Source organism: Enterobacter cloacae complex sp. I2 (assembly GCF_014896205.1).
GTDB lineage: Bacteria > Pseudomonadota > Gammaproteobacteria > Enterobacterales > Enterobacteriaceae > Enterobacter > Enterobacter quasihormaechei.
This window is the reverse complement of sequence record NZ_JADBRA010000011.1, coordinates 1-24080: the sequence shown is the minus strand read 5'-3', so window position 1 is coordinate 24080 and position 24080 is coordinate 1. Positions and strand designations below refer to the sequence as shown.

General features: G+C 55.3%; 25 protein-coding genes and 1 other annotated feature. Of the genes, 15 read left to right on the top strand and 10 right to left on the bottom strand.

Going from position 1 to position 24080, the window contains the following annotated elements:
• Positions 1–142 precede the first annotated feature (142 nt).
• Complete coding sequence (locus IM300_RS11200; protein ID WP_063867412.1) at positions 143–1042, top strand: LysR family transcriptional regulator; 900 nt, start codon at positions 143–145, stop codon at positions 1040–1042.
• Between the two features lie 94 nt (positions 1043–1136).
• On the opposite strand, the gene ettA is transcribed toward IM300_RS11200, so the two are convergent.
• Positions 1137–2804 (bottom strand): energy-dependent translational throttle protein EttA, encoded by a 1668-nt coding sequence (gene ettA, locus IM300_RS11195; RefSeq protein WP_006810191.1) that lies wholly within the window; start codon positions 2802–2804, stop codon positions 1137–1139.
• Positions 2805–3030: 226 nt separating this feature from the next.
• Here ettA and sltY point away from each other — a divergent pair, with 226 nt between their 5' ends.
• Complete coding sequence (gene sltY / locus IM300_RS11190) at positions 3031–4968, top strand: murein transglycosylase (RefSeq protein ID WP_131636656.1); 1938 nt, start codon at positions 3031–3033, stop codon at positions 4966–4968.
• Positions 4969–5023: 55 nt separating this feature from the next.
• Entirely contained in the window at positions 5024–5353 is a 330-nt protein-coding gene (gene trpR / locus IM300_RS11185; RefSeq protein WP_010427104.1) for a trp operon repressor, read from the top strand.
• A gap of 27 nt (positions 5354–5380) precedes the next feature.
• Here the strand turns inward: trpR and yjjX are convergent, their stop codons facing one another.
• On the bottom strand, positions 5381–5896 hold the full coding sequence (gene yjjX, locus IM300_RS11180) for an inosine/xanthosine triphosphatase (RefSeq protein WP_193036501.1): 516 nt from the start codon (positions 5894–5896) through the stop codon (positions 5381–5383).
• Positions 5897–5943: 47 nt separating this feature from the next.
• Here yjjX and gpmB point away from each other — a divergent pair, with 47 nt between their 5' ends.
• On the top strand, positions 5944–6591 hold the full coding sequence (gpmB, locus tag IM300_RS11175; RefSeq protein ID WP_063867415.1) for a 2,3-diphosphoglycerate-dependent phosphoglycerate mutase GpmB: 648 nt from the start codon (positions 5944–5946) through the stop codon (positions 6589–6591).
• Here the strand turns inward: gpmB and robA are convergent.
• Positions 6588–7457, bottom strand: coding sequence for an MDR efflux pump AcrAB transcriptional activator RobA (robA, locus tag IM300_RS11170; RefSeq protein WP_063450712.1), 870 nt, complete (start codon positions 7455–7457; stop codon positions 6588–6590). The two genes, gpmB and robA, sit on opposite strands and share 4 nt — an antisense overlap.
• Positions 7458–7672: 215 nt before the next feature.
• On the opposite strand from robA, the gene creA reads away from it, so the two are divergent.
• On the top strand, positions 7673–8143 hold the full coding sequence (gene creA, locus IM300_RS11165; RefSeq protein ID WP_063450711.1) for a protein CreA: 471 nt from the start codon (positions 7673–7675) through the stop codon (positions 8141–8143).
• Between the two features lie 49 nt (positions 8144–8192).
• Here creA and arcA read toward each other — a convergent pair whose 3' ends face one another.
• The gene (arcA, locus tag IM300_RS11160; protein ID WP_003856501.1) at positions 8193–8909 is read right to left on the bottom strand and encodes a two-component system response regulator ArcA; all 717 of its coding nucleotides are present in this window, start codon (positions 8907–8909) and stop codon (positions 8193–8195) included.
• 95 nt (positions 8910–9004) lie between these two features.
• Here arcA and yjjY point away from each other — a divergent pair, with 95 nt between their 5' ends.
• The 7 genes from yjjY to IM300_RS11125 all read left to right on the top strand — a co-directional run bounded on the left by yjjY (position 9005) and on the right by IM300_RS11125 (position 15876).
• Entirely contained in the window at positions 9005–9145 is a 141-nt protein-coding gene (gene yjjY, locus IM300_RS11155) for a protein YjjY (protein ID WP_001541509.1), read from the top strand.
• Between the two features lie 399 nt (positions 9146–9544).
• Positions 9545–10231 carry a tRNA/rRNA methyltransferase gene (locus IM300_RS11150; protein ID WP_193036499.1) on the top strand — a complete coding sequence of 229 codons (687 nt, stop codon included), beginning with the start codon at positions 9545–9547 and terminating at the stop codon, positions 10229–10231.
• Between the two features lie 211 nt (positions 10232–10442).
• Positions 10443–10511, top strand: coding sequence for a thr operon leader peptide (gene thrL, locus IM300_RS11145; protein WP_072039575.1), 69 nt, complete (start codon positions 10443–10445; stop codon positions 10509–10511).
• Positions 10450–10567: a sequence feature (Thr leader region), on the top strand. Its footprint overlaps the gene before it by 62 nt.
• 24 nt (positions 10568–10591) lie before the next feature.
• On the top strand, positions 10592–13054 hold the full coding sequence (gene thrA / locus IM300_RS11140) for a bifunctional aspartate kinase/homoserine dehydrogenase I (protein ID WP_193036497.1): 2463 nt from the start codon (positions 10592–10594) through the stop codon (positions 13052–13054).
• 1 nt (position 13055) lies between these two features.
• Positions 13056–13985: a homoserine kinase gene (gene thrB / locus IM300_RS11135; RefSeq protein WP_023299286.1), complete on the top strand. Its 930-nt coding sequence runs from the start codon at positions 13056–13058 to the stop codon at positions 13983–13985.
• Positions 13986–13988: 3 nt separating this feature from the next.
• Complete coding sequence (gene thrC, locus IM300_RS11130; protein ID WP_193036495.1) at positions 13989–15275, top strand: threonine synthase; 1287 nt, start codon at positions 13989–13991, stop codon at positions 15273–15275.
• Between the two features lie 313 nt (positions 15276–15588).
• Positions 15589–15876: a DUF2502 domain-containing protein gene (locus IM300_RS11125; protein WP_107534663.1), complete on the top strand. Its 288-nt coding sequence runs from the start codon at positions 15589–15591 to the stop codon at positions 15874–15876.
• Positions 15877–15907: 31 nt separating this feature from the next.
• On the opposite strand, the gene yaaA is transcribed toward IM300_RS11125, so the two are convergent.
• Together yaaA and IM300_RS11115 are read right to left on the bottom strand one after the other, a co-directional pair.
• Complete coding sequence (gene yaaA, locus IM300_RS11120; protein WP_193036493.1) at positions 15908–16681, bottom strand: peroxide stress protein YaaA; 774 nt, start codon at positions 16679–16681, stop codon at positions 15908–15910.
• 66 nt (positions 16682–16747) lie between these two features.
• On the bottom strand, positions 16748–18181 hold the full coding sequence (locus IM300_RS11115; RefSeq protein WP_193036492.1) for a sodium:alanine symporter family protein: 1434 nt from the start codon (positions 18179–18181) through the stop codon (positions 16748–16750).
• Between the two features lie 262 nt (positions 18182–18443).
• Here IM300_RS11115 and tal point away from each other — a divergent pair, with 262 nt between their 5' ends.
• The 3 genes from tal (at position 18444) to IM300_RS11100 (ending at position 21540) form a co-directional block, all read left to right on the top strand.
• Positions 18444–19397 (top strand): transaldolase, encoded by a 954-nt coding sequence (gene tal / locus IM300_RS11110; protein WP_003856481.1) that lies wholly within the window; start codon positions 18444–18446, stop codon positions 19395–19397.
• A gap of 110 nt (positions 19398–19507) precedes the next feature.
• Entirely contained in the window at positions 19508–20095 is a 588-nt protein-coding gene (mog, locus tag IM300_RS11105) for a molybdopterin adenylyltransferase (RefSeq protein WP_063867421.1), read from the top strand.
• Between the two features lie 122 nt (positions 20096–20217).
• On the top strand, positions 20218–21540 hold the full coding sequence (locus IM300_RS11100) for an MFS transporter (RefSeq protein WP_193036490.1): 1323 nt from the start codon (positions 20218–20220) through the stop codon (positions 21538–21540).
• Here the strand turns inward: IM300_RS11100 and satP are convergent.
• From satP to IM300_RS11080, 4 genes are all read right to left on the bottom strand, one after another.
• Positions 21517–22083, bottom strand: a complete 567-nt coding sequence (satP, locus tag IM300_RS11095; protein WP_063450701.1) for an acetate uptake transporter — start codon at positions 22081–22083, stop codon at positions 21517–21519. The genes IM300_RS11100 and satP overlap by 24 nt on opposite strands.
• A 521-nt stretch (positions 22084–22604) precedes the next feature.
• Positions 22605–22811, bottom strand: a complete 207-nt coding sequence (locus IM300_RS22820) for a DUF4087 domain-containing protein (RefSeq protein ID WP_193036488.1) — start codon at positions 22809–22811, stop codon at positions 22605–22607.
• Between the two features lie 13 nt (positions 22812–22824).
• Positions 22825–23469: a hypothetical protein gene (locus IM300_RS11085; RefSeq protein ID WP_193036486.1), complete on the bottom strand. Its 645-nt coding sequence runs from the start codon at positions 23467–23469 to the stop codon at positions 22825–22827.
• On the bottom strand, positions 23444–24080 hold a 637-nt coding region (locus tag IM300_RS11080; RefSeq protein ID WP_193036484.1), incomplete at its 5' end, for a glycoside hydrolase family 73 protein. The genes IM300_RS11085 and IM300_RS11080, both read right to left, overlap by 26 nt.

Below are 24080 nucleotides of genomic sequence, written 5' to 3'. Positions count from 1 at the left end.
CGCATATACCCCTGCGGCGCAATCATTTCACTGACCTGTGCTCCTCGATGAAATGCGTCTTGTTGAGGCTAGTCTGGTAAGGGGTCAGCTGCGTGATAAGATGGACAATCCAGAGCTCACCGTTCGCACGGGATGAACAATCATGTTTAAACAGCTTCAGGATATGGCGCTGTTTGCGCTTGTGGCAGAAATGGGCAGCTTTACCGCGGCGGCGCTGAAAGCTGAGCTGCCGAAATCCAGCGTCAGCCAGCGCATCAGCCAGCTTGAACAGCAGGTGGGGATCCGTCTGCTGAATCGCACCACGCGCAGGATCAGCCTGACGTTCGCGGGCGAGCACTATCTGGTGCACTGTCGCGAGATGCTGGCGGCCAGCGAGCGGGCGGAGTATGCCATTCAGCGCCTGCGCGAAAACCCCAGCGGACGGCTGCGTATTACGTGTCCGGCGGGGATTGGCGCGACCCTGCTGGCGCATATGAATGCCGAGTTCCAGCTTCGCTATCCTGACGTTTCGCTCGATGTCTCAATTTCAGATGATGTCCTCGATCTTGTGGAGTCGGGTTTCGACGTTGCCCTGCGAACCGGGAAACCTCAGGACTCTTCCCTTATCGGCCGCATGATAGGGCATTGTCCACGCTACATGCTGGCATCGCCCGACTATCTGGCGCGCCGGGAGCCGTTAACCCATCCCCGACAGCTGGTGGATCACCGTTGTATTACCCATAAATCCTGGGCTGAGTGGTTGTTGCAGAGCGAGAGCGAGGATTATCGCTTTCTGCCGGATAACGCCCATCTGACGGATAACCTGGTGTACGCCCGCGAGTGCGCGATTGCCGGGGCGGGGATCACGCTGTTACCCGCATTCCTGCTGGAAGACAAAATCGAAAGGGGCGCGCTGGTGAAAGTGCTGCCGGAGTGGAGCGTTGAGGGAAACGATCTGTGGCTGGCCTATCCGAGCCGTAAGCTCAATTCGCCCGCGCTGATGAGCTATATCGAGTTTGCGATGCAGTTTGACGAGGTGAAGCGGTATTACGTGGGCAAATAAAAAAGCCGGGTGGCGGCTTCGCCTTACCCGGCCTACAAACAGAGCAGAACCGTAGGCCGGGTAAGCGTGAGCGCCACCCGGCTTTTTTGGGCACTTACTTAGCAATACGCTTGTACTTAATACGCTTCGGCTCCAGCGCGTCAGCGCCCAGCGTGCGTTTCTTGTACTCTTCGTATTCGGTGAAGTTACCTTCGAAGAACTCCACTTTACCTTCGTCCTGGTAGTCCAGGATGTGGGTCGCGATACGGTCAAGGAACCAGCGGTCGTGCGAGATAACCATAGCGCAGCCCGGGAACTCCAGCAGGGCGTTTTCCAGCGCGCGCAGGGTTTCGATGTCCAGGTCGTTGGTCGGTTCATCGAGCAGCAGAACGTTGCCGCCAACCTGAAGCAGTTTCGCCAGGTGCAGACGACCACGCTCACCGCCGGACAGCTCGCCCACGCGTTTGCCCTGGTCGGTGCCCTTGAAGTTAAAGCGGCCAACATAGGCGCGGCTTGGCATCTCGGTATTGCCGATACGCATGATATCCAGCCCGCCGGACACTTCTTCCCACACGGTTTTGCTGTTGTCCATCGCGTCGCGGAACTGGTCAACGGATGCCAGCTTCACGGTCTCACCCAGGGTGATAGAGCCGCTGTCAGGCTGCTCCTGACCGGACATCATACGGAACAGGGTCGATTTACCCGCGCCGTTCGGACCGATAATGCCCACGATCGCACCTTTCGGTACGGAGAAGGTCAGATCGTCGATCAGCAGGCGGTCGCCGTATGACTTACGCAGGTTGGTCACTTCAACCACTTTATCCCCCAGACGTGCTCCAGGCGGGATAAACAGTTCGTTGGTTTCGTTACGCTTCTGGTATTCGGTGTTGTTCAGCTCTTCGAAGCGCGCCAGACGGGCTTTGCCCTTGGACTGACGGCCTTTCGCGCCCTGACGAACCCACTCCAGCTCTTTCTCAATAGACTTACGGCGCGCCGCTTCCTGAGAAGCTTCCTGCGCCAGACGCTGATCTTTCTGCTCCAGCCAGGAGGAGTAGTTGCCTTCCCACGGAATCCCTTCACCGCGGTCCAGCTCCAGGATCCAGCCTGCCACGTTGTCGAGGAAGTAACGGTCGTGGGTAATGGCCACTACGGTACCTTCGAAGTCGTGCAGGAAGCGCTCCAGCCAGGCCACGGATTCCGCATCCAGGTGGTTGGTTGGTTCGTCGAGCAGCAGCATGTCTGGTTTTTCCAGCAGCAGGCGGCACAGCGCCACGCGGCGGCGCTCACCACCGGAGAGATTCGCGATTTTTGCATCCCAGTCCGGCAGACGAAGGGCATCGGCCGCGCGCTCCAGCTGCACGTTCAGGTTGTGACCGTCGTGTGCCTGGATGATCTCTTCATATTTGCCCTGCTGAGCGGCCAGTTTGTCGAAGTCCGCATCCGGCTCGGCGTATTTGGCATACACTTCATCCAGACCTTTCAGCGCGTTAACCACCTCGGACACCGCTTCTTCAACGGATTCACGTACGGTGTGCTCCGGGTTCAGCTGAGGTTCCTGCGGCAGGTAGCCGATCTTGATGCCAGGCTGCGGACGGGCTTCACCTTCGATGTCTGTATCGATGCCGGCCATGATGCGCAGCAGGGTGGACTTACCGGCACCGTTGAGACCCAGAACACCAATTTTTGCGCCCGGGAAGAAGCTCAGCGAGATATTTTTAAGAATATGACGTTTCGGCGGGACAACTTTGCCGACACGATGCATGGTATAAACGAATTGAGCCACGTTGGACTTCGCCTCTTTTATCGTGATGAGAATGAATTTCAGCCTCGAAGTGTAGCCTTTTTCACGCCCTAATCCCAGCCAGGAACGTCGGGAGTGTTAAAACGCGCAAGAAAGGTAAAAAAGTGTCCACGACGTGGCGCGTTGTGGGATGCCTGGTTAGCATAAGTTGAGGTAACTTTGACGTGGCAAGACGCTGCAACTAACGAAAAACAATGAGGAAGAGCTTGTGGAAAAAGCCAAACGGGTGGTCTGGCGTCTGCTGGCTGCCAGCGTATGCGTAATGGCGGTAAGCCAGGCGGTGCATGCCGATTCACTGGATGAACAACGTAACCGCTATGCCCAGATTAAACAGGCATGGGACAACAAGCAGATGGATACCGTGCAGGCGCTGATGCCGACGCTGAAGGATTATCCGCTGTATCCGTACCTTGAGTATCGCCAGATCACGGACGATCTTATGAATCAACCGACCGTCACCGTGAATAACTTCATTCAGGCGAACCCGACCCTGCCGCCTGCGCGCACCTTAAAGTCCCGGTTCGTGAACGAGCTGGCCCGTCGTGAAGACTGGCGCGGCCTGCTGGCCTTCAGCCCGGATAAACCAGGTGCTACGGAAGCGCAGTGTAATTACTATTATGCGAAATGGGCGACCGGCCAGCAGGAGGAAGCCTGGGCCGGGGCGAAAGATCTGTGGTTGACGGGCAAAAGCCAGCCAAACGCCTGTGACCCGCTTTTCAGCGCCTGGCGCGCCTCGGGCAAGCAGGATCCGCTCGCTTACCTGGAACGTATTCGCCTGGCAATGAAGGCCGGAAACACCCGGCTGGTCAACGTGCTGGCGGGCCAGATGCCAGCGGATTATCAGACCATTGCGTCTGCCGTTATCGGTCTGGCAAACGATCCCAACACCGTGCTGACGTTTGCGCGTACCACCGGCGCGACCGATTTTACCCGTCAAATGGCGGCGGTGGCCTTTGCCAGCGTGGCGCGTGACGATGTGGAAAACGCGCGGCTGATGATCCCGCAGCTGGTGCAGGCCCAGCAGCTTAATGACGATCAAACCCAGGAGCTGCGCGACATTGTGGCGTGGCGACTGATGGGCACGGATGTCACCGACGAACAGGCGCGCTGGCGTGACGATGCGGTGATGCGTTCAAACTCCGTTTCGCTGGTGGAGCGCCGCGTGCGCATGGCGCTGGGCACGGGCGACCGCCGCGGCCTCAATACCTGGCTGGCGCGTCTGCCGATGGATGCCAAAGAGAAAGATGAGTGGCGTTACTGGCAGGCGGACCTGCTGCTGGAGCGTGGCCGTGAAGACGAAGCCAAAGCGATCCTCCACTCCCTGATGCAGCAGCGCGGCTTCTACCCGATGGCGGCGGCACAGCGTCTGGGTGAGGAGTACACGCTTAAAATCGACAAAGCGCCCGCCAACGCGAACCCGGCGCTGACCCAGGGGCCAGAAATGGCCCGCGTGCGCGAGCTGATGTACTGGAATCTGGATAATACCGCGCGCAGCGAGTGGGCCAATCTGGTGACCAGCCGTACCGTCGATGAGAAGGCGCAGCTTGCCCGCTACGCGTTTGATAATCGCTGGTGGGATCTGAGCGTACAGGCGACGATCGCCGGCAAGCTGTGGGATCATCTCGAGGAGCGTTTCCCGCTGGCGTACAACGATCTCTTTGAGCGCTACACCCGCGACAAAGATATCCCGCAGAGCTACGCGATGGCGATCGCACGCCAGGAGAGCGCCTGGAACCCGAAAGTGCGTTCTCCGGTGGGGGCCAGCGGCCTGATGCAGATTATGCCGGGCACCGCGACGCACACGGTGAAGATGTTTAATATCCCGGGATACAGCAGCCCGTCCCAGCTGCTGGATCCGGATACCAACATCAACATCGGTACCAGCTACTTGCAGTATGTCTATCAGCAGTTCGGTAATAACCGCATCTTCGCGTCAGCGGCGTACAACGCAGGGCCTGGGCGCGTGCGGACGTGGCTCGGCAACAGCGCAGGGCGACTCGACGCCGTGGCGTTCGTTGAAAGCATTCCGTTCTCGGAAACGCGCGGATACGTGAAGAACGTGCTGGCGTATGACGCCTACTATCGGCACTTCATGGGGGAGAAAGATGCCCTGATGAGCGATGCCGAGTGGCAGAGACGTTACTGATCGGCGTGGGTTGTGTTATGCTGTACTCGTTAATGAGTACAAGAGGCAGCATAACATGACCCAGCATTCCCCGTATTCCTCGGCCATGGCCGAACAGCGTCATCAGGAGTGGCTTCGTTTTGTGGAGCTGCTTCGACAGTCTTACGAGCAGGATTTGCACCTACCCCTCATGCAGCTGATGCTTACGCCGGACGAGCGTGAGGCGCTGGGCACGCGCGTGCGGATTATTGAAGAGCTATTACGCGGTGAGATGAGCCAGCGCGAGCTGAAAAACGAACTGGGCGCGGGCATCGCGACGATCACCCGTGGATCGAACAGCCTGAAGTCTGCGCCGGTTGAGCTGCGCCAGTGGCTGGAAGCGGTATTGCTGAAAAACGCCGGATGACGGCTTCACCTTATCCGGCCTACAAACTTAACGATAAATCGCGTTATGAAACGGGCTCAGCGCCAGGATCACCGCCTGGTGATAAACGCTCGAACGGGTGAGCTTGCCGGCGGTAAAGACGCCAATCGCCCCTTCTTTACGTCCAATCTCATCAATACCGGTGTACTGTGACATCACCGGCCCGAGCGCTTCACCTGCGCGGACTTTTTCCAGAATGACCTCCGGCAGCGGCAGGGTGGCTGAACGCGCTTCGCCGCGCTGCTCGCGGCTTTCGATGACAACCCAGCTAAAGGTTGCCCCTTCGTCGATGCCCGCTTCAATCGCGACCCAGAAGTCAGCGTCGGGTGCGGCGGCTTTTGCATTCGCCACGCGATTTCGTGCGCCAGCGCGCGTTTCCTCGCTGCCAAACGGCTGTTCCGGCACGCCACTCTCGACGCCGACGGCGTCAATATGGCAGGATCCTTCGCCGAAGATCTCGTCAAATGCCCTTAGAATTGCCTGAATTTTGGCAGGATTGGTGGTAGCAGAGACAACATGGTGCATAATTAAGCTCGATTAAAAAATTCATCGCAGTATAACGGAAAAAAAGCATGTTACAGGTATACCTTGTTCGCCACGGTGAAACGCAGTGGAACGCCGAGCGACGTATTCAAGGGCAGTCAGACAGTCCTCTCACCGACAAGGGTGTGCAACAAGCGTGGCAGGTGGCGGAGCGCGCCAGAACGCTGGGCATCACTCACGTTATCTCCAGTGATTTAGGCCGCACGCAGCAGACGGCACGCATCATCGCCGATGCCTGTGGCTGTGACGTCACCCTCGAACCGCGCCTGCGCGAGCTGGATATGGGCGTGCTGGAAAAACGTCCTATCGATACGCTGACGGAAACCGAAGAAGGCTGGCGTCGCATGCTGGTGAACGGTACCGAAGATGGTCGCATCCCAGAGGGGGAATCCATGCAGGAGCTGAGCGTGCGTATGCATGCCGCGCTGGCCGAGTGCCTGAAGCTTCCGGCAGGTAGCCGTCCGCTGCTGGTGAGCCACGGTATCGCGCTGGGTTGCCTGGTGAGCACCATTCTCGGTCTGCCGGCTTACGCCGAGCGCCGTTTGCGTCTGCGCAACTGTTCCATTTCCCGTATCGACTATCAGGAAAGCGCCTGGCTGGCATCGGGGTGGGTGGTTGAAACGGCAGGGGACATTTCGCATCTTGATGCCCCTGCACTGGACGAATTACAGCGTTAACGACGTACCGGAATCAGGAATTCCATACGCAGATTGATAGGGCCTTCTTCCGGTTTAGCATCCTGTGCCGGATAGTAGCGCTCAATGTCCTGACCTTTACGGCGATTCAGATTCAGCATCGGCATGCAGGTTCCGTAAACGGTCAGGATGAATTCCTGAACGCCCGTTCCTAACCCTTCGTATGAGAACATTACATATTCGCCGCCTTCCAGCACGACAGGCTGCGAGCCATGAATGTACCCGTTCGCCATGTCAGGCGTGAGCGCCGTGGTATAAAACACCTCCTGCTCGTCGTCTTTTTCCTGGCTTGGATGCGTTTCGTTCAGGCCATACAGAATCGGCGGGATCGCCGGCGCGTGGCTTAAAAATTCGCGCCAGAACTGAACGCGCATCTGATGGCGGAACTCGGAGATCTGCTCCAGGGAGCAGGAGTAGCTCTGGGTGGTGCCGACCAGGTGCGTTTCCGGCAGGGTGATGATTTCATATTTTGGCATCGCAAATTCGCCCAGACGCAGCGGCGGACGCATACCAAAGGAGCTCCAGTCAGGCGAGCGGCGATAAAGCGCAGGCGTTAACGAGAACTGTTTCTTAAAGGCGCGGGTAAAGGTTTGCTGTGAATCGAAGCGATATTGCAGGGCAATATCGAGGATGGGTCGCGCGGTCAGGCGCAACGCAACAGCAGACTTTGATAACCGACGTGCACGAATATAGGCACCGATAGCATGACCGGTGACATCCTTGAACATCCTTTGCAGATGCCACTTGGAATAGCCTGCTTTTGCCGCCACATTATCCAGTGACAATGGCTGGTCGAGATGACCTTCCAGCCAGGTGAGCAGGTCGCGAATAATTCCAGCCTGATCCATATACTATCCTCATCCTTAAAACTGCCGCAGGTGCCTGTTTACAGGTTAGCGGATAATAGCATTTTTTGACGTTTTAGCATTCAGTGTTTTTTTTGCGCATAAATGCTTTTTGTAGGGGTTTATGTGCGGATATATTCTAATCCTGTGATCTTGCTACATTTTTAGCTAACGTGTTGAATAATCGCTCAGCGTAATTTTTTATGAATGGTAACAATATGAAATACAAGGCTTTACTCTTTACGGCGTTGGTACTCATGGCGGGAAGCGCAGCGCAGGCTGAACAGGTGGGCTCTGTGGATACCGTGTTCAAAATGTTTGGGCCGGACCACAAAATTGTGGTGGAGGCCTTTGACGATCCGGATGTTAAAAACGTCACCTGCTATGTCAGCCGGGCAAAGACGGGCGGGATTAAAGGCGGGCTGGGGCTGGCTGAGGATACGTCTGACGCGGCCATTTCCTGCCAGCAGGTTGGCCCGGTTGAATTGAGCGACAAAATTAAAAACGGCAAAGCGCAGGGCGACGTCGTATTCCAGAAACGGACCTCGCTGGTGTTCAAAAAGCTACAGGTGGTGCGTTTCTACGATGCGAAACGCAACACGTTAGCTTATCTGGCTTATTCCGACAAAGTCGTGGAAGGCTCACCGAAAAACGCGATCAGCGCGGTGCCCATTATGCCGTGGCATTGATAAAAAAAACGGCGCAAATGCGCCGTTTTTTACTGCGTGACGTGACGGATTATTCCTGTAGGTCACCGCAGAAACGATAGCCTTCACCATGGATGGTGGCGATGATTTCCGGCGTATCAGGCGTAGATTCGAAATGTTTACGAATACGACGGATGGTAACGTCAACGGTACGATCGTGTGGCTTCAACTCACGACCGGTCATTTTCTTCAGCAGTTCTGCACGGGACTGGATCTTGCCCGGGTTTTCGCAGAAGTGCAGCATCGCGCGGAATTCACTGCGCGGCAGTTTATACTGCTCACCGTTCGGGCTAATCAGCGAACGGCTATTGATATCAAGTTCCCAGCCGTTGAATTTGTAGCTGTCGACGCTACGACGCTCTTCACTGACCGTACCCAGATTCATGGTGCGGGACAGCAGGTTGCGTGCACGAATGGTTAACTCGCGTGGGTTAAACGGCTTGGTGATGTAGTCGTCCGCGCCGATTTCCAGACCAAGAATTTTATCAACCTCGTTGTCACGGCCTGTCAGGAACATCAACGCGACGTTCGCCTGTTCACGCAACTCGCGCGCCAGAAGAAGGCCGTTTTTGCCCGGCAGGTTGATATCCATAATCACCAGGTTGATATCATTTTCAGAAAGGATCTGATGCATCTCTGCGCCATCGGTCGCTTCAAAGACATCGTAGCCTTCTGCTTCGAAAATGCTCTTTAACGTGTTGCGTGTTACCAACTCGTCTTCAACGATAAGAATGTGCGGGGTCTGCATGTTTGCTACCTAAATTGCCAACTAAATCGAAACAGGAAGTACAAAAGTCCCTGACCTGCCTGATGCATGTCGCAAATTAACATGATCGGCCTAACGTGACTAAAGTACGTAATTGCGTTCTTGATGCACTTTCCATCAACGTCAACAACATCATTAGCTTGGTCGTGGGTACTTTCCCTCTGGACCCGACAGTGTCAAAAACGGCTGTCATCCTAACCATTTTAACAGCAACATAACAGGCTAAGTGACACCGGACACCCAATAAAACTACGCTTCGTTGACATATATCAAGTTCAATTGTAGCACGTTAACAGTTTGATGAAATCATCGTAGCTGAATGCTAGCCTTTGTCACAATTTTTCAATAAACCAACTAGTTGCGGACATTGATTGATAAACGATACGAATCCAATCAGAAAAGAGTATTCATATAGTCATTATCATTACAAAACATAAGGATAATAGACTTCTGTTAACATTCTAACTGATTGTTCAGTCACAAAATAGTTTAGCTTTTTTTAATTGTTATGAAACGCTATTTCGGTGATTTGTGTTGCAAAATTGTAAATTCGTGCTGCGTAATATGTTGAAGTGAATCACATTTTTACCTGCTAACTGATTAAAAAGAGAGCATAAATGCATCTGTCGATTGTGCTGGTGGCACCAGCAAGAGCTGAAAATATTGGCGCTGCGGCGCGTGCCATGAAGACCATGGGTTTTACCGATTTGCGTATCGTGGACAGTACGGCGCATCTGGAGCCTGCCGCACGGTGGGTGGCGCACGGTTCGGGTGATATTCTCGATAATATAAACACTTACGCGACGCTCGCTGACGCCCTGCACGATATTTCGTTTACCGTCGCGACCACCGCGCGCAGCCGGGCGAAGTTTCACTATTACGCCACGCCTGCTGAACTGGTGCCCATGCTGGAAGAAAAAAGCCAGTGGCTGGAGAAAGCCGCGCTGGTGTTTGGGCGCGAAGATTCGGGGCTGACGAATGAAGAGCTGGAGCTGGCTGACGTACTGACGGGCGCGCCGATGGTGGCGGATTATCCGTCACTTAATCTGGGCCAGGCGGTGATGGTTTACTGCTATCAATTAGCATCCTTAATACAAATTTCTCAGCCACCGGTGACAGCAACGGATGAAAACCAGCTGGCGGCCCTGCGCGTTCGCGCTGACAAACTGCTTATGCAGCTGGGCGTGGCTGACGATCGGAAAATGGTGGACTGGTTGCAGCAGCGCCTGGGACGTCTGGAACAGCGAGACACGGCAATGCTGCACCGATTGCTCCATGATATTGAAAAAAAATTAGCGGAGTAAAATGCTGTCATAAGTTTTCAATATGGCCGATCTCGCTGATAACTGGGGTTGCATATGGGGTATTCGGATGAAAATAAATCTGCTCGCAGCGGGACGTGAGAATGTCCCGAATTGTGATCAAAGTAAAAATTCATTGACTTAAGGTGCCCGATCCTTTAACCCTAAAAGAATAGAGCACAGACAGATAATAATGACAGAGTACACAACATCCATGAAACGCATCAGCATCACCACCATTACTACAACCACCATCATTACCACAGGTAACGATGCGGGCTGACGCGTACAGGAAAAACAGAAAAAAGCCCGCACCTGAACAGTGCGGGCTTTTTTTTCGGCTAAAGGAAATGAGGTAGAACCATGCGAGTGTTGAAGTTCGGCGGTACGTCAGTGGCAAATGCGGAGCGTTTTCTGCGCGTTGCCGATATCCTGGAAAGCAACGCCAGGCAGGGGCAGGTTGCCACCGTGCTCTCTGCCCCTGCCAAAATCACGAACCACCTGGTGGCGATGATTGAAAAAACCATTGGTGGTCAGGATGCACTTCCGAACATCAGCGACGCTGAGCGTATCTTCACCGAGCTGCTTCAGGGGCTGGCAGATGCCCAGCCGGGCTTCCCGCTGGCGCAGCTGAAAACCACCGTTGAACTCGAATTTGCCCAGATTAAACATGTCCTTCACGGTATCAGCCTGCTGGGTCAGTGCCCGGACAGCATCAACGCGGCGCTGATTTGCCGGGGTGAAAAACTCTCCATCGCCATCATGGCGGGCGTGCTGGAAGCGCGCGGTCACCGCGTGACGGTCATCGACCCGGTTGAAAAACTGCTGGCGGTGGGCCACTACCTCGAATCCACCGTTGATATTGCCGAATCAACCCGCCGTATCGCTGCGAGCAAAATCCCTTCTGACCATATGATCCTGATGGCGGGCTTTACCGCCGGGAACGAGAAGGGCGAATTAGTCGTGCTGGGCCGTAACGGCTCTGACTACTCCGCTGCCGTGCTGGCGGCCTGTTTACGTGCAGACTGCTGTGAGATCTGGACTGACGTCGACGGCGTTTATACCTGCGATCCGCGCCAGGTGCCGGACGCCAGGCTGCTGAAGTCCATGTCGTATCAGGAAGCGATGGAGCTTTCCTACTTCGGCGCCAAAGTACTTCACCCGCGTACCATCTCCCCGATTGCCCAGTTCCAGATCCCATGCCTGATTAAAAACACCGGTAACCCGCAAGCGCCGGGCACGCTGATTGGCGCCAGCGCGAATGAAGATGACCTGCCGGTGAAAGGCATTTCAAACCTGAATAACATGGCGATGTTCAGCGTCTCCGGCCCGGGTATGAAGGGGATGGTCGGCATGGCTGCACGCGTGTTTGCCGCCATGTCCCGCAACGGTATCTCGGTGGTGCTGATCACCCAGTCCTCTTCCGAATACAGCATCAGCTTCTGCGTACCGCAGGGCGATTGCCTGCGCGCCCGTCGCGCGCTGGAAGAAGAGTTCTATCTGGAGCTTAAAGAGGAGCTGCTGGAGCCGCTCTCTATTCAGGAGCGTCTGGCGGTGATCTCCGTCGTTGGCGACGGCATGCGCACCCTGCGCGGTATCTCTGCTAAATTCTTTGCCGCGCTGGCGCGTGCCAATATCAACATCGTGGCGATTGCGCAGGGCTCGTCCGAGCGTTCAATTTCAGTTGTAGTCGATAACGACGATGCGACCACCGGCGTGCGCGTGGTTCACCAGATGCTGTTCAACACCGATCAGGTCATCGAGCTGTTCCTGATTGGCGTCGGCGGCGTCGGCGGTGCGCTGCTGGAGCAGGTGAAGCGCCAGCAGGAGTGGCTTAAGAAAAAGCACATCGATCTGCGCGTCTGCGGAATTGCGAATTCGAAAGCGCTGCTCACTAACGTCCACGGTCTGAACCTGGAAAACTGGCAGGCGGAGCTGGAAGAGGCGAAAGAGCCGTTCAACCTGGGCCGCCTGATCCGCCTGGTGAAAGAGTATCATCTGCTCAACCCGGTGATCGTCGACTGTACCTCGAACCAGGCCGTGGCCGACCAGTACGCCGACTTCCTGCGCGAAGGTTTCCACGTGGTGACGCCGAACAAAAAGGCCAACACCTCGTCGATGGATTACTATCACCAGCTGCGTCTGGCGGCGAGCAAGTCGCGCCGCAAGTTCCTGTACGACACTAACGTGGGCGCGGGCCTGCCGGTCATCGAGAACCTGCAAAACCTGCTGAACGCGGGCGACGAATTGCAGCGCTTCTCCGGCATCCTCTCCGGCTCCCTGTCGTTTATCTTCGGCAAGCTGGATGAAGGCATGAGCCTGTCGGAAGCCACCCGTGCCGCGCGCGAGCTGGGCTACACCGAACCGGATCCGCGCGATGATCTCTCCGGGATGGACGTGGCGCGCAAGCTGCTGATCCTGGTGCGCGAAACGGGCCGCGAGCTGGAGCTTTCGGATATTGTGATTGAACCGGTGCTGCCAGCAGAATTTGATGACAGCGGCGACGTCAGCGCCTTTATGGCGAATTTACCTCAGCTTGACGATGCCTTTGCCGCTCGCGTGGCGAAAGCCCGTGATGAAGGAAAGGTATTGCGCTATGTTGGCAACATTGAAGAGGATGGCGTCTGCCGGGTGAAGATTACCGAAGTGGATGGCAACGATCCGCTGTACAAGGTGAAAAACGGCGAGAATGCCCTGGCGTTCTACAGCCACTATTATCAGCCACTGCCGCTGGTGCTTCGCGGCTATGGCGCAGGGAATGATGTGACGGCGGCGGGCGTGTTTGCCGATCTGCTGCGTACCCTGTCATGGAAGTTAGGAGTTTAAGATGGTTAAAGTATATGCCCCGGCTTCCAGCGCCAATATGAGCGTCGGATTTGACGTGCTGGGTGCGGCGGTGACGCCGGTGGACGGTTCGCTGCTGGGCGATACGGTAACGGTTGAGGCGGCAGAGCGCTTCAGCCTGAATAACGTTGGCCGTTTCGCCAGCAAGCTGCCGCCTGAACCACGCGAGAATATTGTTTATCAGTGCTGGGAACGCTTCTGTCAGGAGATCGGCAAAAACGTGCCGGTCGCTATGACGCTGGAAAAAAGCATGCCGATTGGCTCGGGACTGGGCTCCAGCGCGTGTTCGGTAGTCGCCGCGCTGGTGGCGATGAACGAGCACTGCGGCAAGCCGCTGAACAACAGCCGTCTGCTGGCGCTGATGGGCGAGCTGGAAGGGCGCATCTCCGGCAGTATTCACTATGATAACGTCGCACCGTGCTTCCTCGGCGGCATGCAGCTGATGATTGAAGAAAATGGCATCATCAGCCAGCAGGTGCCAGGGTTTGACGAGTGGCTGTGGGTGCTGGCCTATCCGGGCATTAAGGTCTCGACCGCGGAAGCGCGCGCGATCCTGCCGGCGCAGTATCGTCGTCAGGACTGTATCGCTCACGGGCGTCACCTGGCGGGCTTTATTCACGCCTGCTACACCCGCCAGCCGCAGCTGGCGGCGAAACTCATGAAAGACGTGATTGCCGAGCCGTACCGCACGAAGCTGCTTCCTGGCTTTAACGAGGCGCGACAGGCTTCAATGGATATCGGCGCGCAGGCATGCGGCATCTCCGGCTCCGGCCCGACGCTGTTCGCCCTGTGCGACAAACCAGACACCGCGCAGCGCGTGGCGGACTGGCTCTCTAAACACTACCTGCAAAATCAGGAAGGCTTTGTTCATATTTGCCGTCTGGACACGGCTGGCGCACGAGTACTGGGATAACGAATGAAACTCTACAACCTTAAAGATCATAACGAGCAGGTCAGCTTCGCGCAGGCGGTCACGCAGGGGCTGGGCAAAAATCAGGGGCTGTTCTTCCCGCACGACCTGCCGGAATTCCAGCTGACCGAAATCGATGAGCTGCTGAAGCAGGACTTTGTCACCCGCAGCACCAAAATTCTGTCTGCGTTTATCGGCGATGAAATCCCGCAGGAGCTGCTGGAAGAGCGCGTACGTGCGGCGTTTGCTTTCCCGGCTCCGGTTCAGCAGGTTGAGCCGGACGTCGGCTGTCTGGAGCTGTTCCACGGCCCGACGCTGGCGTTTAAAGACTTCGGCGGCCGCTTTATGGCGCAGATGCTTACCCACATCAGCGGCGACAAACCGGTGACGATTCTGACCGCGACCTCCGGCGATACCGGTGCGGCGGTGGCCCATGCGTTCTACGGCCTGAAAAACGTCCGCGTGGTGATCCTCTATCCGAAGGGCAAAATCAGTCCGCTTCAGGAAAAACTGTTCTGCACCCTTGGGGGCAACATTGAAACCGTGGCGATCGACGGCGATTTCGATGCCTGTCAAGCGCTGGTGAAGCAGGCCTTCGACGACGAAGAGCTGAAGGTGGCGCTGGGTCTGAACTCCGCCAACTCGATCAACATCAGCCGTCTGCTGGCGCAGATCTGCTACTACTTCGAAGCGGTGGCGCAGCTGCCGCAGGACGCGCGCAATCAGCTGGTGGTTTCCGTGCCAAGCGGCAACTTCGGCGACCTGACGGCGGGCCTGCTGGCGAAATCACTCGGTCTGCCGGTGAAGCGCTTTATTGCCGCCACTAACGCCAACGACACCGTGCCGCGCTACCTGAAAGACGGGAAATGGGCGCCGAACGCGACGCAGGCCACGCTCTCCAATGCGATGGATGTGTCACAGCCTAACAACTGGCCGCGTGTAGAAGAGCTGTTCCGCCGTAAGGTCTGGCGTCTGGGCGACCTCGGCTACGCTGCGGTTACGGATGAAACCACCAAAGCGACCATGCGTGAGCTGAAAGCCGTGGGCTATACCTCTGAGCCGCACGCGGCGATTGCTTACCGTGCGCTGCGCGACGCGCTTCAGCCGGGCGAGTATGGCCTGTTCCTCGGAACCGCTCATCCGGCGAAGTTTAAGGAGAGCGTGGAAGCGATCCTGGGTGAAACGCTGCCGCTGCCAAAAGAGCTGGCCGAGCGCGCCGATCTGCCGCTGCTGTCCCATAAGCTGCCGGCAGATTTTGCGGCACTGCGTAAGCTGATGATGACCCGAGCGTGATTCTCTTGCCCGGTGGCGGCTACGCCTTACCGGGCCTACAAGATCCACAACGACCCCAACGAACCCAATCGTAGGCCGGGTAAGCGCAGCGCCACCCGGCAACGAGAGCTCCGGTCCGTAGGCCGGGTAAGGCGCAGCCGCCACCCGGCTTTTTTATGGAGAAATTAAGGAGAAAAACAGCAGGAAAAAAGCAGAAATTCCCAATAAATGCGGCCACTTAGCGTTTAGGATTGCAGAGACTAACATCCGCCGTTCCCATCACGTACTCTCCTTACATCGGCCCACGCTGGGCAAGAAGAATAAGGAGTCACCTATGTCTACACTGAAACCTGCACTCATCGCGCTCTCACTGATGCTGGTCGCTCCCATGGCGGTGCAGGCCGCTGAGATCACCCTCGTGCCTGCGGTAAAGCTGCAAATTGGCGATCGGGATAATAACGGACACTACTGGGATGGCGGCCGCTGGCGCGACCATGACTGGTGGAAAGCGCACTATGACTGGCGCGACAACCACTGGCGTCCGCACGATGAACATCGCGATCGTCACGATCGCCACCGTCATGACGATCATCGTCCGGGCCCGGACAGGAAACACCATTAACACAAACCCCGCCAGCTGGCGGGGTTGTCTTTTATTGCTCGTGACGCTTAAACACCAGCTCGTTTTTGCCTGACGATGCCTCGTCGAAGAAATACCCTTCGCTGTTAAAAGCGGTGAGCTGCTCCGGCTTTGTCAGGCGGTTTTGAATGATGAAGCGGCTCATCAGACCGCGCGCTTTTTTGGCGTAGAAGCTGATCACTTTAAATTTGCCGTTCTTCTCGTCGAGGAACACCGGCTTGATAATGTCCGCATTCAGCTTTTTCGGCTTCACCGATTTGAAGTACTCATCGGAGGCCAGGTTGATCACCACGTTATCTCCCTGGGCTTGCAGCGTCGCGTTAAGCTTGTCGGTGATCACATCGCCCCAGAAGTGGTACAGATCTTTGCCTTTGGCGTTTTCCAGGCGAATACCCATCTCCAGACGATACGGCTGCATCAGATCCAGCGGGCGCAGTACGCCATACAGGCCGGACAGCATGCGCAGATGCTGCTGGGCAAAATCGAAATCGGCTTCGCTAAACGTTTCTGCTTGCAGGCCAGTGTAGACGTCACCTTTAAAGGCCAGCAGCGCCTGGCGCGCGTTGTCGGGCGTGAAGTCAGGCTGCCACTCGTGAAAACGGATGGCGTTCAGGTCGGCGAGTTTATCGCTGATGCTCATCAGCGAGGCGATCTGCGGAGCCGACAGTTTACGCGCCTCGTGGATTAGCTGTTGCGAGTAGTCCAGCAGTTCCGGCTGGGTATAACGCTCAGTGGCGAGCGGGCTCTGGTAGTCGAGCGTTTTTGCAGGTGAAATCAGAATCAGCATATCCAGTCCTTGCAGGAAATTTAGAGCGACTTTAACAAAAAATCGCCCTGATTTGATCGATAGCTGTTATTGCCGCGGCAAATCATCCCAGGTGCCAGGGGCAATTTGTGACTCGATTTCGGGATAGCGTGTGGCGTCAAAGACGGGCGGCACGCCAAGCTTGCGCTGACGCAGATAATCCCGCGCGATCAGCGCCACAACCGGTGAAAGCAGCAAAATGGCCGTCAGGTTAGTGATGGCCATCAGCGCCATAATGACGTCCGCTATTTGCCAGACCATCGGCATGCTGAGCAGGGAGCCGACGAACACCATCCCCAGCACAGCCGCGCGAAGGATGTTGCGGGCCAGACGCGAATCGACGTTCAGGAAGACAAGGTTGTTTTCGGCATAGATATAGTTCACCGCAATGGAGCTGAAGGCAAAAAGCCCCACGACAAGGGCGACAAGACCGGCGCCCCAGCCGCCAACGAGTGAGACCAGCGCCTGTTGTACCCAATGAATGCCTGCCGTACTGCCGGATGGATGTTCAACGGCGCCGGCCAGCAGCATTATCATCGCACTGGCGGAGCAGATAACAATGGTGTCCGTGAAGACGCCAATCATCTGCACAATGCCCTGCGCGGCGGGATGCGGGGGCCAGGATGCGGCCGCGGCGGCGGCATTTGGCGTGGAGCCCATTCCCGCTTCGTTGGAGAACATCCCCCGCTGGAACCCGGCAGTGAGGGCCTGGCTAACGGTGTAACCCAGCGCGCCGGACGCCGCTTCGCGCCAGCCAAACGCGCTTTTGAAGATGGTGGCGATGACGTTCGGCACCTCGTCGATATGTATCGCGCATACCAACAGGCTGGTGGACACCCACAGCAGCGCCATCAGGGGAACCAGCCACTGCATCAGGCGGGCTACCCCTTTAAGACCGGTCACAATGGTCAGCAGGGTGAGAAGGGCAAGCGCGCCGCCCGTCAGCCACTCCGGACAATTGAAGGCAAAGCGCAGCGCGTGGGCGACGGAATTTGCCTGAACGGTGTTGAAAATCAGGCCATACGCCACCAGCAAAAAGATCGAGAACAGAACGCCCATCCAGCGCATTCCCAGCCCGCGAGCCATATACCAGGCAGGTCCGCCGCGAAACTGGCCTTTGCTGTCTTTTTCTTTGTAGAGCTGGGCCAGCGAGCACTCGGCAAAGGCGGTGGCCATGCCGATAATCGCCGTCACCCACATCCAGAACACGGCGCCCGGACCGCCCGCGCCGATCGCCAGCGCAACACCGGCCAGGTTACCGCTGCCGATGCGTGCGGCGAGGCTGGTACAGAGCGCCTGAAACGACGTCAAGCCGCCCGGCTGCGGGGTGACGCTGTTTTTCAGACTTCTGCCAAATTTGCGGATATAGCGAAACTGAATCAGCCCGCTGCGCCACGTAAACCAGATACCTGCCCCTGAAAGCAGGTAAATCATGATCGAACCCCAGAGGACTTCGTTGATAAAGAAAAAGAAATCAGGCACTAACGTCCCTCTTGTTGATGCCAACGTGAATATGTAAGCGCTACCACTGATTGTGCATGCTGTTACTTAGCAGCCTGTTAATATTGTGAGTTTATCATACTCTGCCTAAGCGCACTGTCTGCGGTTGCGCTGCCTCTCACTCGTGTTATCATCAGGGCAGACCGGTTACATCCCCCTAACAAGTAAACCTGTCATTTTTCCGCTGCTGGCAGGCTGTCGGTAGTGTGAATTATCCAGGGAACGTTAAAAGAGAAACACTATCATGACGGATAAATTGACCTCCCTTCGTCAGTTCACCACTGTCGTCGCTGACACCGGAGATATTGCGGCAATGAAGCTGTACCAGCCGCAGGATGCTACAACCAACCCTTCTCTGATCCTTAACGCTGCGCAGATCCCTGAGTATCGCAAACTGATCGACGAAGCGGTGACCTGGGCGAAAGCGCAGAGCAATGACCGCGCGCAGCAGGTTGTGGATGCTACCGACAAACTGGCGGTGAACATCGGTCTGGAAATTCTGAAACTGGTTCCTGGCCGTATCTCAACTGAAGTTGATGCTCGCCTGTCCTACGACACCGAAGCCTCTATCGCCAAAGCAAAACGCCTGATCAAACTGTATAACGATGCGGGCATCAGCAACGACCGTATCCTGATCAAACTGGCCTCTACCTGGCAGGGCATTCGCGCCGCCGAGCAGCTGGAAAAAGAAGGGATCAACTGTAACCTGACTCTGCTGTTCTCCTTCGCGCAGGCGCGTGCCTGTGCCGAAGCTGGCGTATACCTGATTTCTCCGTTCGTGGGCCGTATTCTGGACTGGTACAAAGCCAACACCGACAAGAAAGAGTACGCGGCGTCTGAAGATCCAGGCGTGATTTCCGTGACGGAAATCTACGAATACTACAAACAGCACGGCTATGAGACCGTTGTGATGGGCGCAAGCTTCCGTAACGTCGGTGAAATTATCGAGCTGGCCGGCTGTGACCGCCTGACCATCGCCCCTGCGCTGCTGAAAGAGCTGGCAGAAAGCGAAGGCGCTATCGAGCGTAAACTGTCTTACACCGGTGAAGTGAAAGCGCGCCCGGAGCGTATCACGGAATCCGAGTTCCTGTGGCAGCATAACCAGGATCCAATGGCAGTAGACAAGCTGGCGGACGGTATCCGTAAGTTTGCTATCGACCAGGAAAAACTGGAAAAAATGATCGGCGATCTGCTGTAATCATTCTGCGTGACCGGGCTCCCGGTCACGCGTCTTTCCCCCGCCTCTGTCTGAATTTTCTCTCTGCGTGTATCATTCCCATTAATCAGTACTTTTTGAATGGAATGGATATGAATACCTTACGCATCGGCTTAGTGTCGATTTCTGACCGCGCCTCCAGCGGTGTTTATCAGGATAAAGGCATCCCTGCTCTGGAAGAATGGCTGGGCAGCGCGCTGACTACCCCGTTTGAGATCCAGACTCGCCTGATCCCGGACGAGCAGCCGATCATCGAGCAGACCCTGTGCGAGCTGGTGGATGAGATGAGCTGCCACCTGGTGCTGACGACGGGCGGAACCGGCCCCGCGCGCCGCGACGTGACGCCTGACGCGACGCTGGCTATCGCCGATCGGGAAATGCCGGGCTTCGGTGAACAGATGCGCCAGATCAGTCTACACTTTGTTCCGACGGCCATTCTTTCCCGTCAGGTCGGGGTGATCCGCAAACAGGCGCTGATCCTGAACCTGCCGGGGCAGCCGAAGTCGATCAAAGAGACGCTGGAAGGCTTAAAGGCCGAGGATGGCAGCGTCATCGTCCACGGTATCTTTGCAAGTGTACCGTATTGTATACAGCTGCTTGACGGGCCATACGTGGAAACTGACGACAACGTGGTAGCAGCATTTCGTCCGAAAAGCGCACGCCGCGAGACAATCTCCTGAAGTTGATTAAAATGTGACATTCGCGCCAGCGGCAGTAGCGTGTAAATGGATTTACGATATAGTAATTTTTTCTTTACGATTGCTGTAAAAATAAATCCACAACACACGCACAATGGTTCGCTATGTCACATAACGCCCGACCTCTGAATCGACAGGACTACAAAACCCTCACGCTCGCTGCCTTAGGCGGCGCGCTGGAGTTTTACGACTTCATCATCTTCGTCTTCTTCGCCGCCGTCGTGGGTGCGCTGTTCTTCCCGGCGGATATTCCGGAATGGCTGCGCCAGGTGCAAACCTTCGGCATTTTTGCTGCCGGGTATCTGGCGCGTCCGCTGGGCGGCATCGTCATGGCGCACTTTGGCGATCTGGTCGGGCGCAAGAAGATGTTTACCCTCAGTATCCTGCTGATGGCCGTGCCGACGCTGGCCATTGGCCTCTTGCCGACCTATGCGTCGATGGGCATTATCGCTCCGTTATTGCTGCTGCTGATGCGCGTGCTCCAGGGCGCGGCCATTGGTGGAGAAGTGCCGGGCGCGTGGGTGTTTGTCGCCGAGCACGTCCCGGCGCGCCGTATCGGCATTGCGTGCGGAACGCTGACGGCCGGGCTAACGGTTGGCATTCTGCTTGGCTCCGTGGTGGCAACCCTCGTCAATACCAGCATGACGCAGCAGGCCGTTTACGACTGGGGCTGGCGTATTCCTTTCCTGCTGGGGGGAGCGTTCGGGCTGGTGGCGATGTACCTGCGTCGCTGGTTGCAGGAGACGCCAATATTTCTGGAAATGCAGCAGCGGAAGACGCTGGCACAAGAACTGCCGGTGAAAACGGTGGTTGTGCGGCATAAAAAAGCGGTAGTGGTGTCGATGCTGCTCACCTGGCTGCTGTCTGCGGGTATCGTGGTGGTCATTTTGATGTCGCCGGTCTGGCTGCAAAAGCAGTACGGTTTTGCGCCTGCGGTAACGTTGCAGGCGAACAGCATCGCGACGATTATGCTCTGCTTTGGCTGTCTGGCCGCCGGGCTGGCGGCGGATCGTTTTGGAGCCAGCGTGACCTTTATCGTCGGCAGCCTGCTGCTGGCCGCGTCGAGCTGGGCTTTTTATCATCTGGCGGGCACCCATCCTGAACAGCTGTTCCTGCTGTACGGCATCGTTGGGCTGTGCGTGGGGGTCGTTGGCGCCGTACCGTACGTGATGGTCCGGGCCTTTCCGCCGGAGGTACGCTTCACCGGGATCTCGTTCTCTTATAACGTTTCGTATGCCATTTTCGGTGGACTAACGCCAATAGTGGTTACGGTGTTGATGGGCGTGTCGCCGCTCGCACCAGCGTGGTACGTGCTGGCGTTATCGCTGATGGGGCTGGTATTGGGGATATGGCTTCGTCAGTCTGGGGGTTATCGTGCCCGCGATGCGGGCACGACAGAGGGATCAGTGTTTTTCACCAATCGGTAATACGGTGCGGCCGAACTGTTCGTTCAGCACTTCACCCATTGCCAGGTAGATAGCACTTGCGCCGCACACCAGACCGACCCAGCCAGCAACGTGAACGATGCCTTCGTTATCCGCCAGGTGACCCATTGCCAGCAGGGCGAACAGCACGGTCAGGCTCAGGAAGACGAATTGCAGTGCGCGGTTCGCCTTCAGGGTGCCGAAGAACATGAACAGGGTGAAGACGCCCCACAGTCCCAGGTACACGCCCAGGAAGTGGGCGTTTGCCGCATCCGCCAGGCCCATTTTAGGCATCAGCAGAATCGCGACCAGCGTCAGCCAGAACGAACCGTAAGAGGTGAAGGCGGTTAAGCCGAAGGTATTGCCTTTCTTATATTCCAGCAGGCCCGCGAAGATTTGTGCGATACCGCCGTAAAAAATGCCCATCGCCAGGATTACGCCGTCCATCGGGAACATCCCGATGTTGTGCAGGTTCAGCAGAATGGTGGTCATGCCAAAACCCATCAGGCCCAGCGGAGCCGGATTAGCCAACTTAGTGTTGCCCATAAGTCCTCAAAAAAATCATCATTAAAATGGTGAAATGGTTAAACCCGCGTCAGTTCTACCTGACAGGGCGCGGCATCATAATCGGCGCGAGATGCTGCGTCTATGATCTGGATAGGGTGAAATAAAAAATTTTTACCTGCTAAGTTAGACGATTTCTCAAGTTATTCCTTAGTTTTTGTAATTGTATTTTAAAAGCCTCTGCCGCCAAACCAGATAGGGCGTCATGATGGCCACGAACCTGTTCATATGTTTGTTAAAGCTAGGTTTAGCAATCATAAAATCATCAGGCTTTCGTTAGTAAGCGACGGATGCTTGGAAGGGGAGGTTTTAAGCGCAAAATCAATACTCGCGGAGGGAATACCTTCGCGTGTGCTTAAATGTTTAGGGAAAGGGGAGTTTTTTATCTGATTTGACAGCACTCAAGTAGGAGTACTTTGGAACTGTATATTTGAGTGATTTTTTCGCTTTGGTGTTCACATCAACCCTGATACAGGCGCATCAATATCCGTAATTTCCACTGATTATAACATATTGAGCATAAAGAAATTTTTTAGATTTTCTACTTCTGATGAAGAATTATCTCCTTGCAAAGAAATATCACATGTACCGTCTCGATCGGTGAGCCACTGATTGGCTGGACTGGGGCTTTGTAACCAGCCACACCTTAACTCCTTGGCTAAGGCATGATTGCTTAAAATCAGTAAGACCAATGGTAGGTATTTTCTCATTGCGGCTCCCTCGTTACTGTTTTTTTGTACCAATACCTGTCTTTGTGGGGGTAAGGGTGTCAGAATGAATCCAACCGGACACAGAAGCGCCATTTTTTTTGAAATAGATGATTGAGGAAAACCCGTTATAATCGGCATTAGCGTTGACCAAGTCCCCTTGCACTAAAAAGAGATCTTTAATCTTACAGCTTTCATCTGGTGCGCTGTAAATATATGTTCTCCCAGCATTTTTAATAACATAGACTAAATCATCAAACGGTGTTTTTTCCTGCATTGCAACTGCCATTTTATTAGCGTCACTGCATTTTGAATTCGGGGAAGGCAATGCTCTAAAATCATCTGGATCACTTCCTTGGTTTGTGTAAATTCGACCATCAGATTTCCTGATGCGTAGGTCAAATAATTTTGCTGATGTTCCAGTATCGCCGCCGCATTGTGGCTTTGAATGATTCTCGCGAACAGGGATTAGAATATAACCATCATTACTATCATCAACATCAAATTCCAGGCACTCACCCTTGACTGACGTTAGGCAGTTATCATGGATAGCATCATATGCCTTTAGCACCATTTCATCGTTTTCCGAGCCAAGCGCAGAGAGGCTGTAACAAACTGAAGATATAATAAATATTTTATTTATCAAATTCATATAAATCATATCGCTCCATAAGACGGATAAGTTTTGGTGCATAATCAGGATCAGTTGCATAGCCAGCTTTAGCTATTTCAGTGATGAATTGGTTTGGCTCAGTCGTGTGAATGAATGCGGGTTTATATCGTTTGTTTTCGTTCAAAAAACGACCGTAGTCATCAGCCGACTCCGCGTAATCTGCGTATGCACGAAAAGTATCTTTAATATGAATTACCTTGCCGTCGATGACTTCTGTTGTGCCAAATGACGTACTGTTTCCAGTTGGTGATTTGCCTTTAATGCCAAAGTATGCATTATTTTTGACATGTTTCCCCCAGCCGGATTCCAAAGCTGATTGTGCGAGTAACACGGAAGCTGGTACTCCCCATTTAGCAGCGGCTTGTTCTGCTGAATCCGAAGCCATGTCCAAAAAGTCTTGGACATTTCGGGGTCTGATTACACCTCTTCGAGACTGCATTTTTAGCGCATCAAGAAATACCACCGGATGCATATGCCACAGAGCCTCACTGCTACGGATCTCTGGTACGTCCTTCATCCACACTAGTTTATTGATGAAGTCACGGTTGAATAGTGCCAGATCAGGATATTTCTTTGCCTGCTCATCAAGCGCTGCCTGC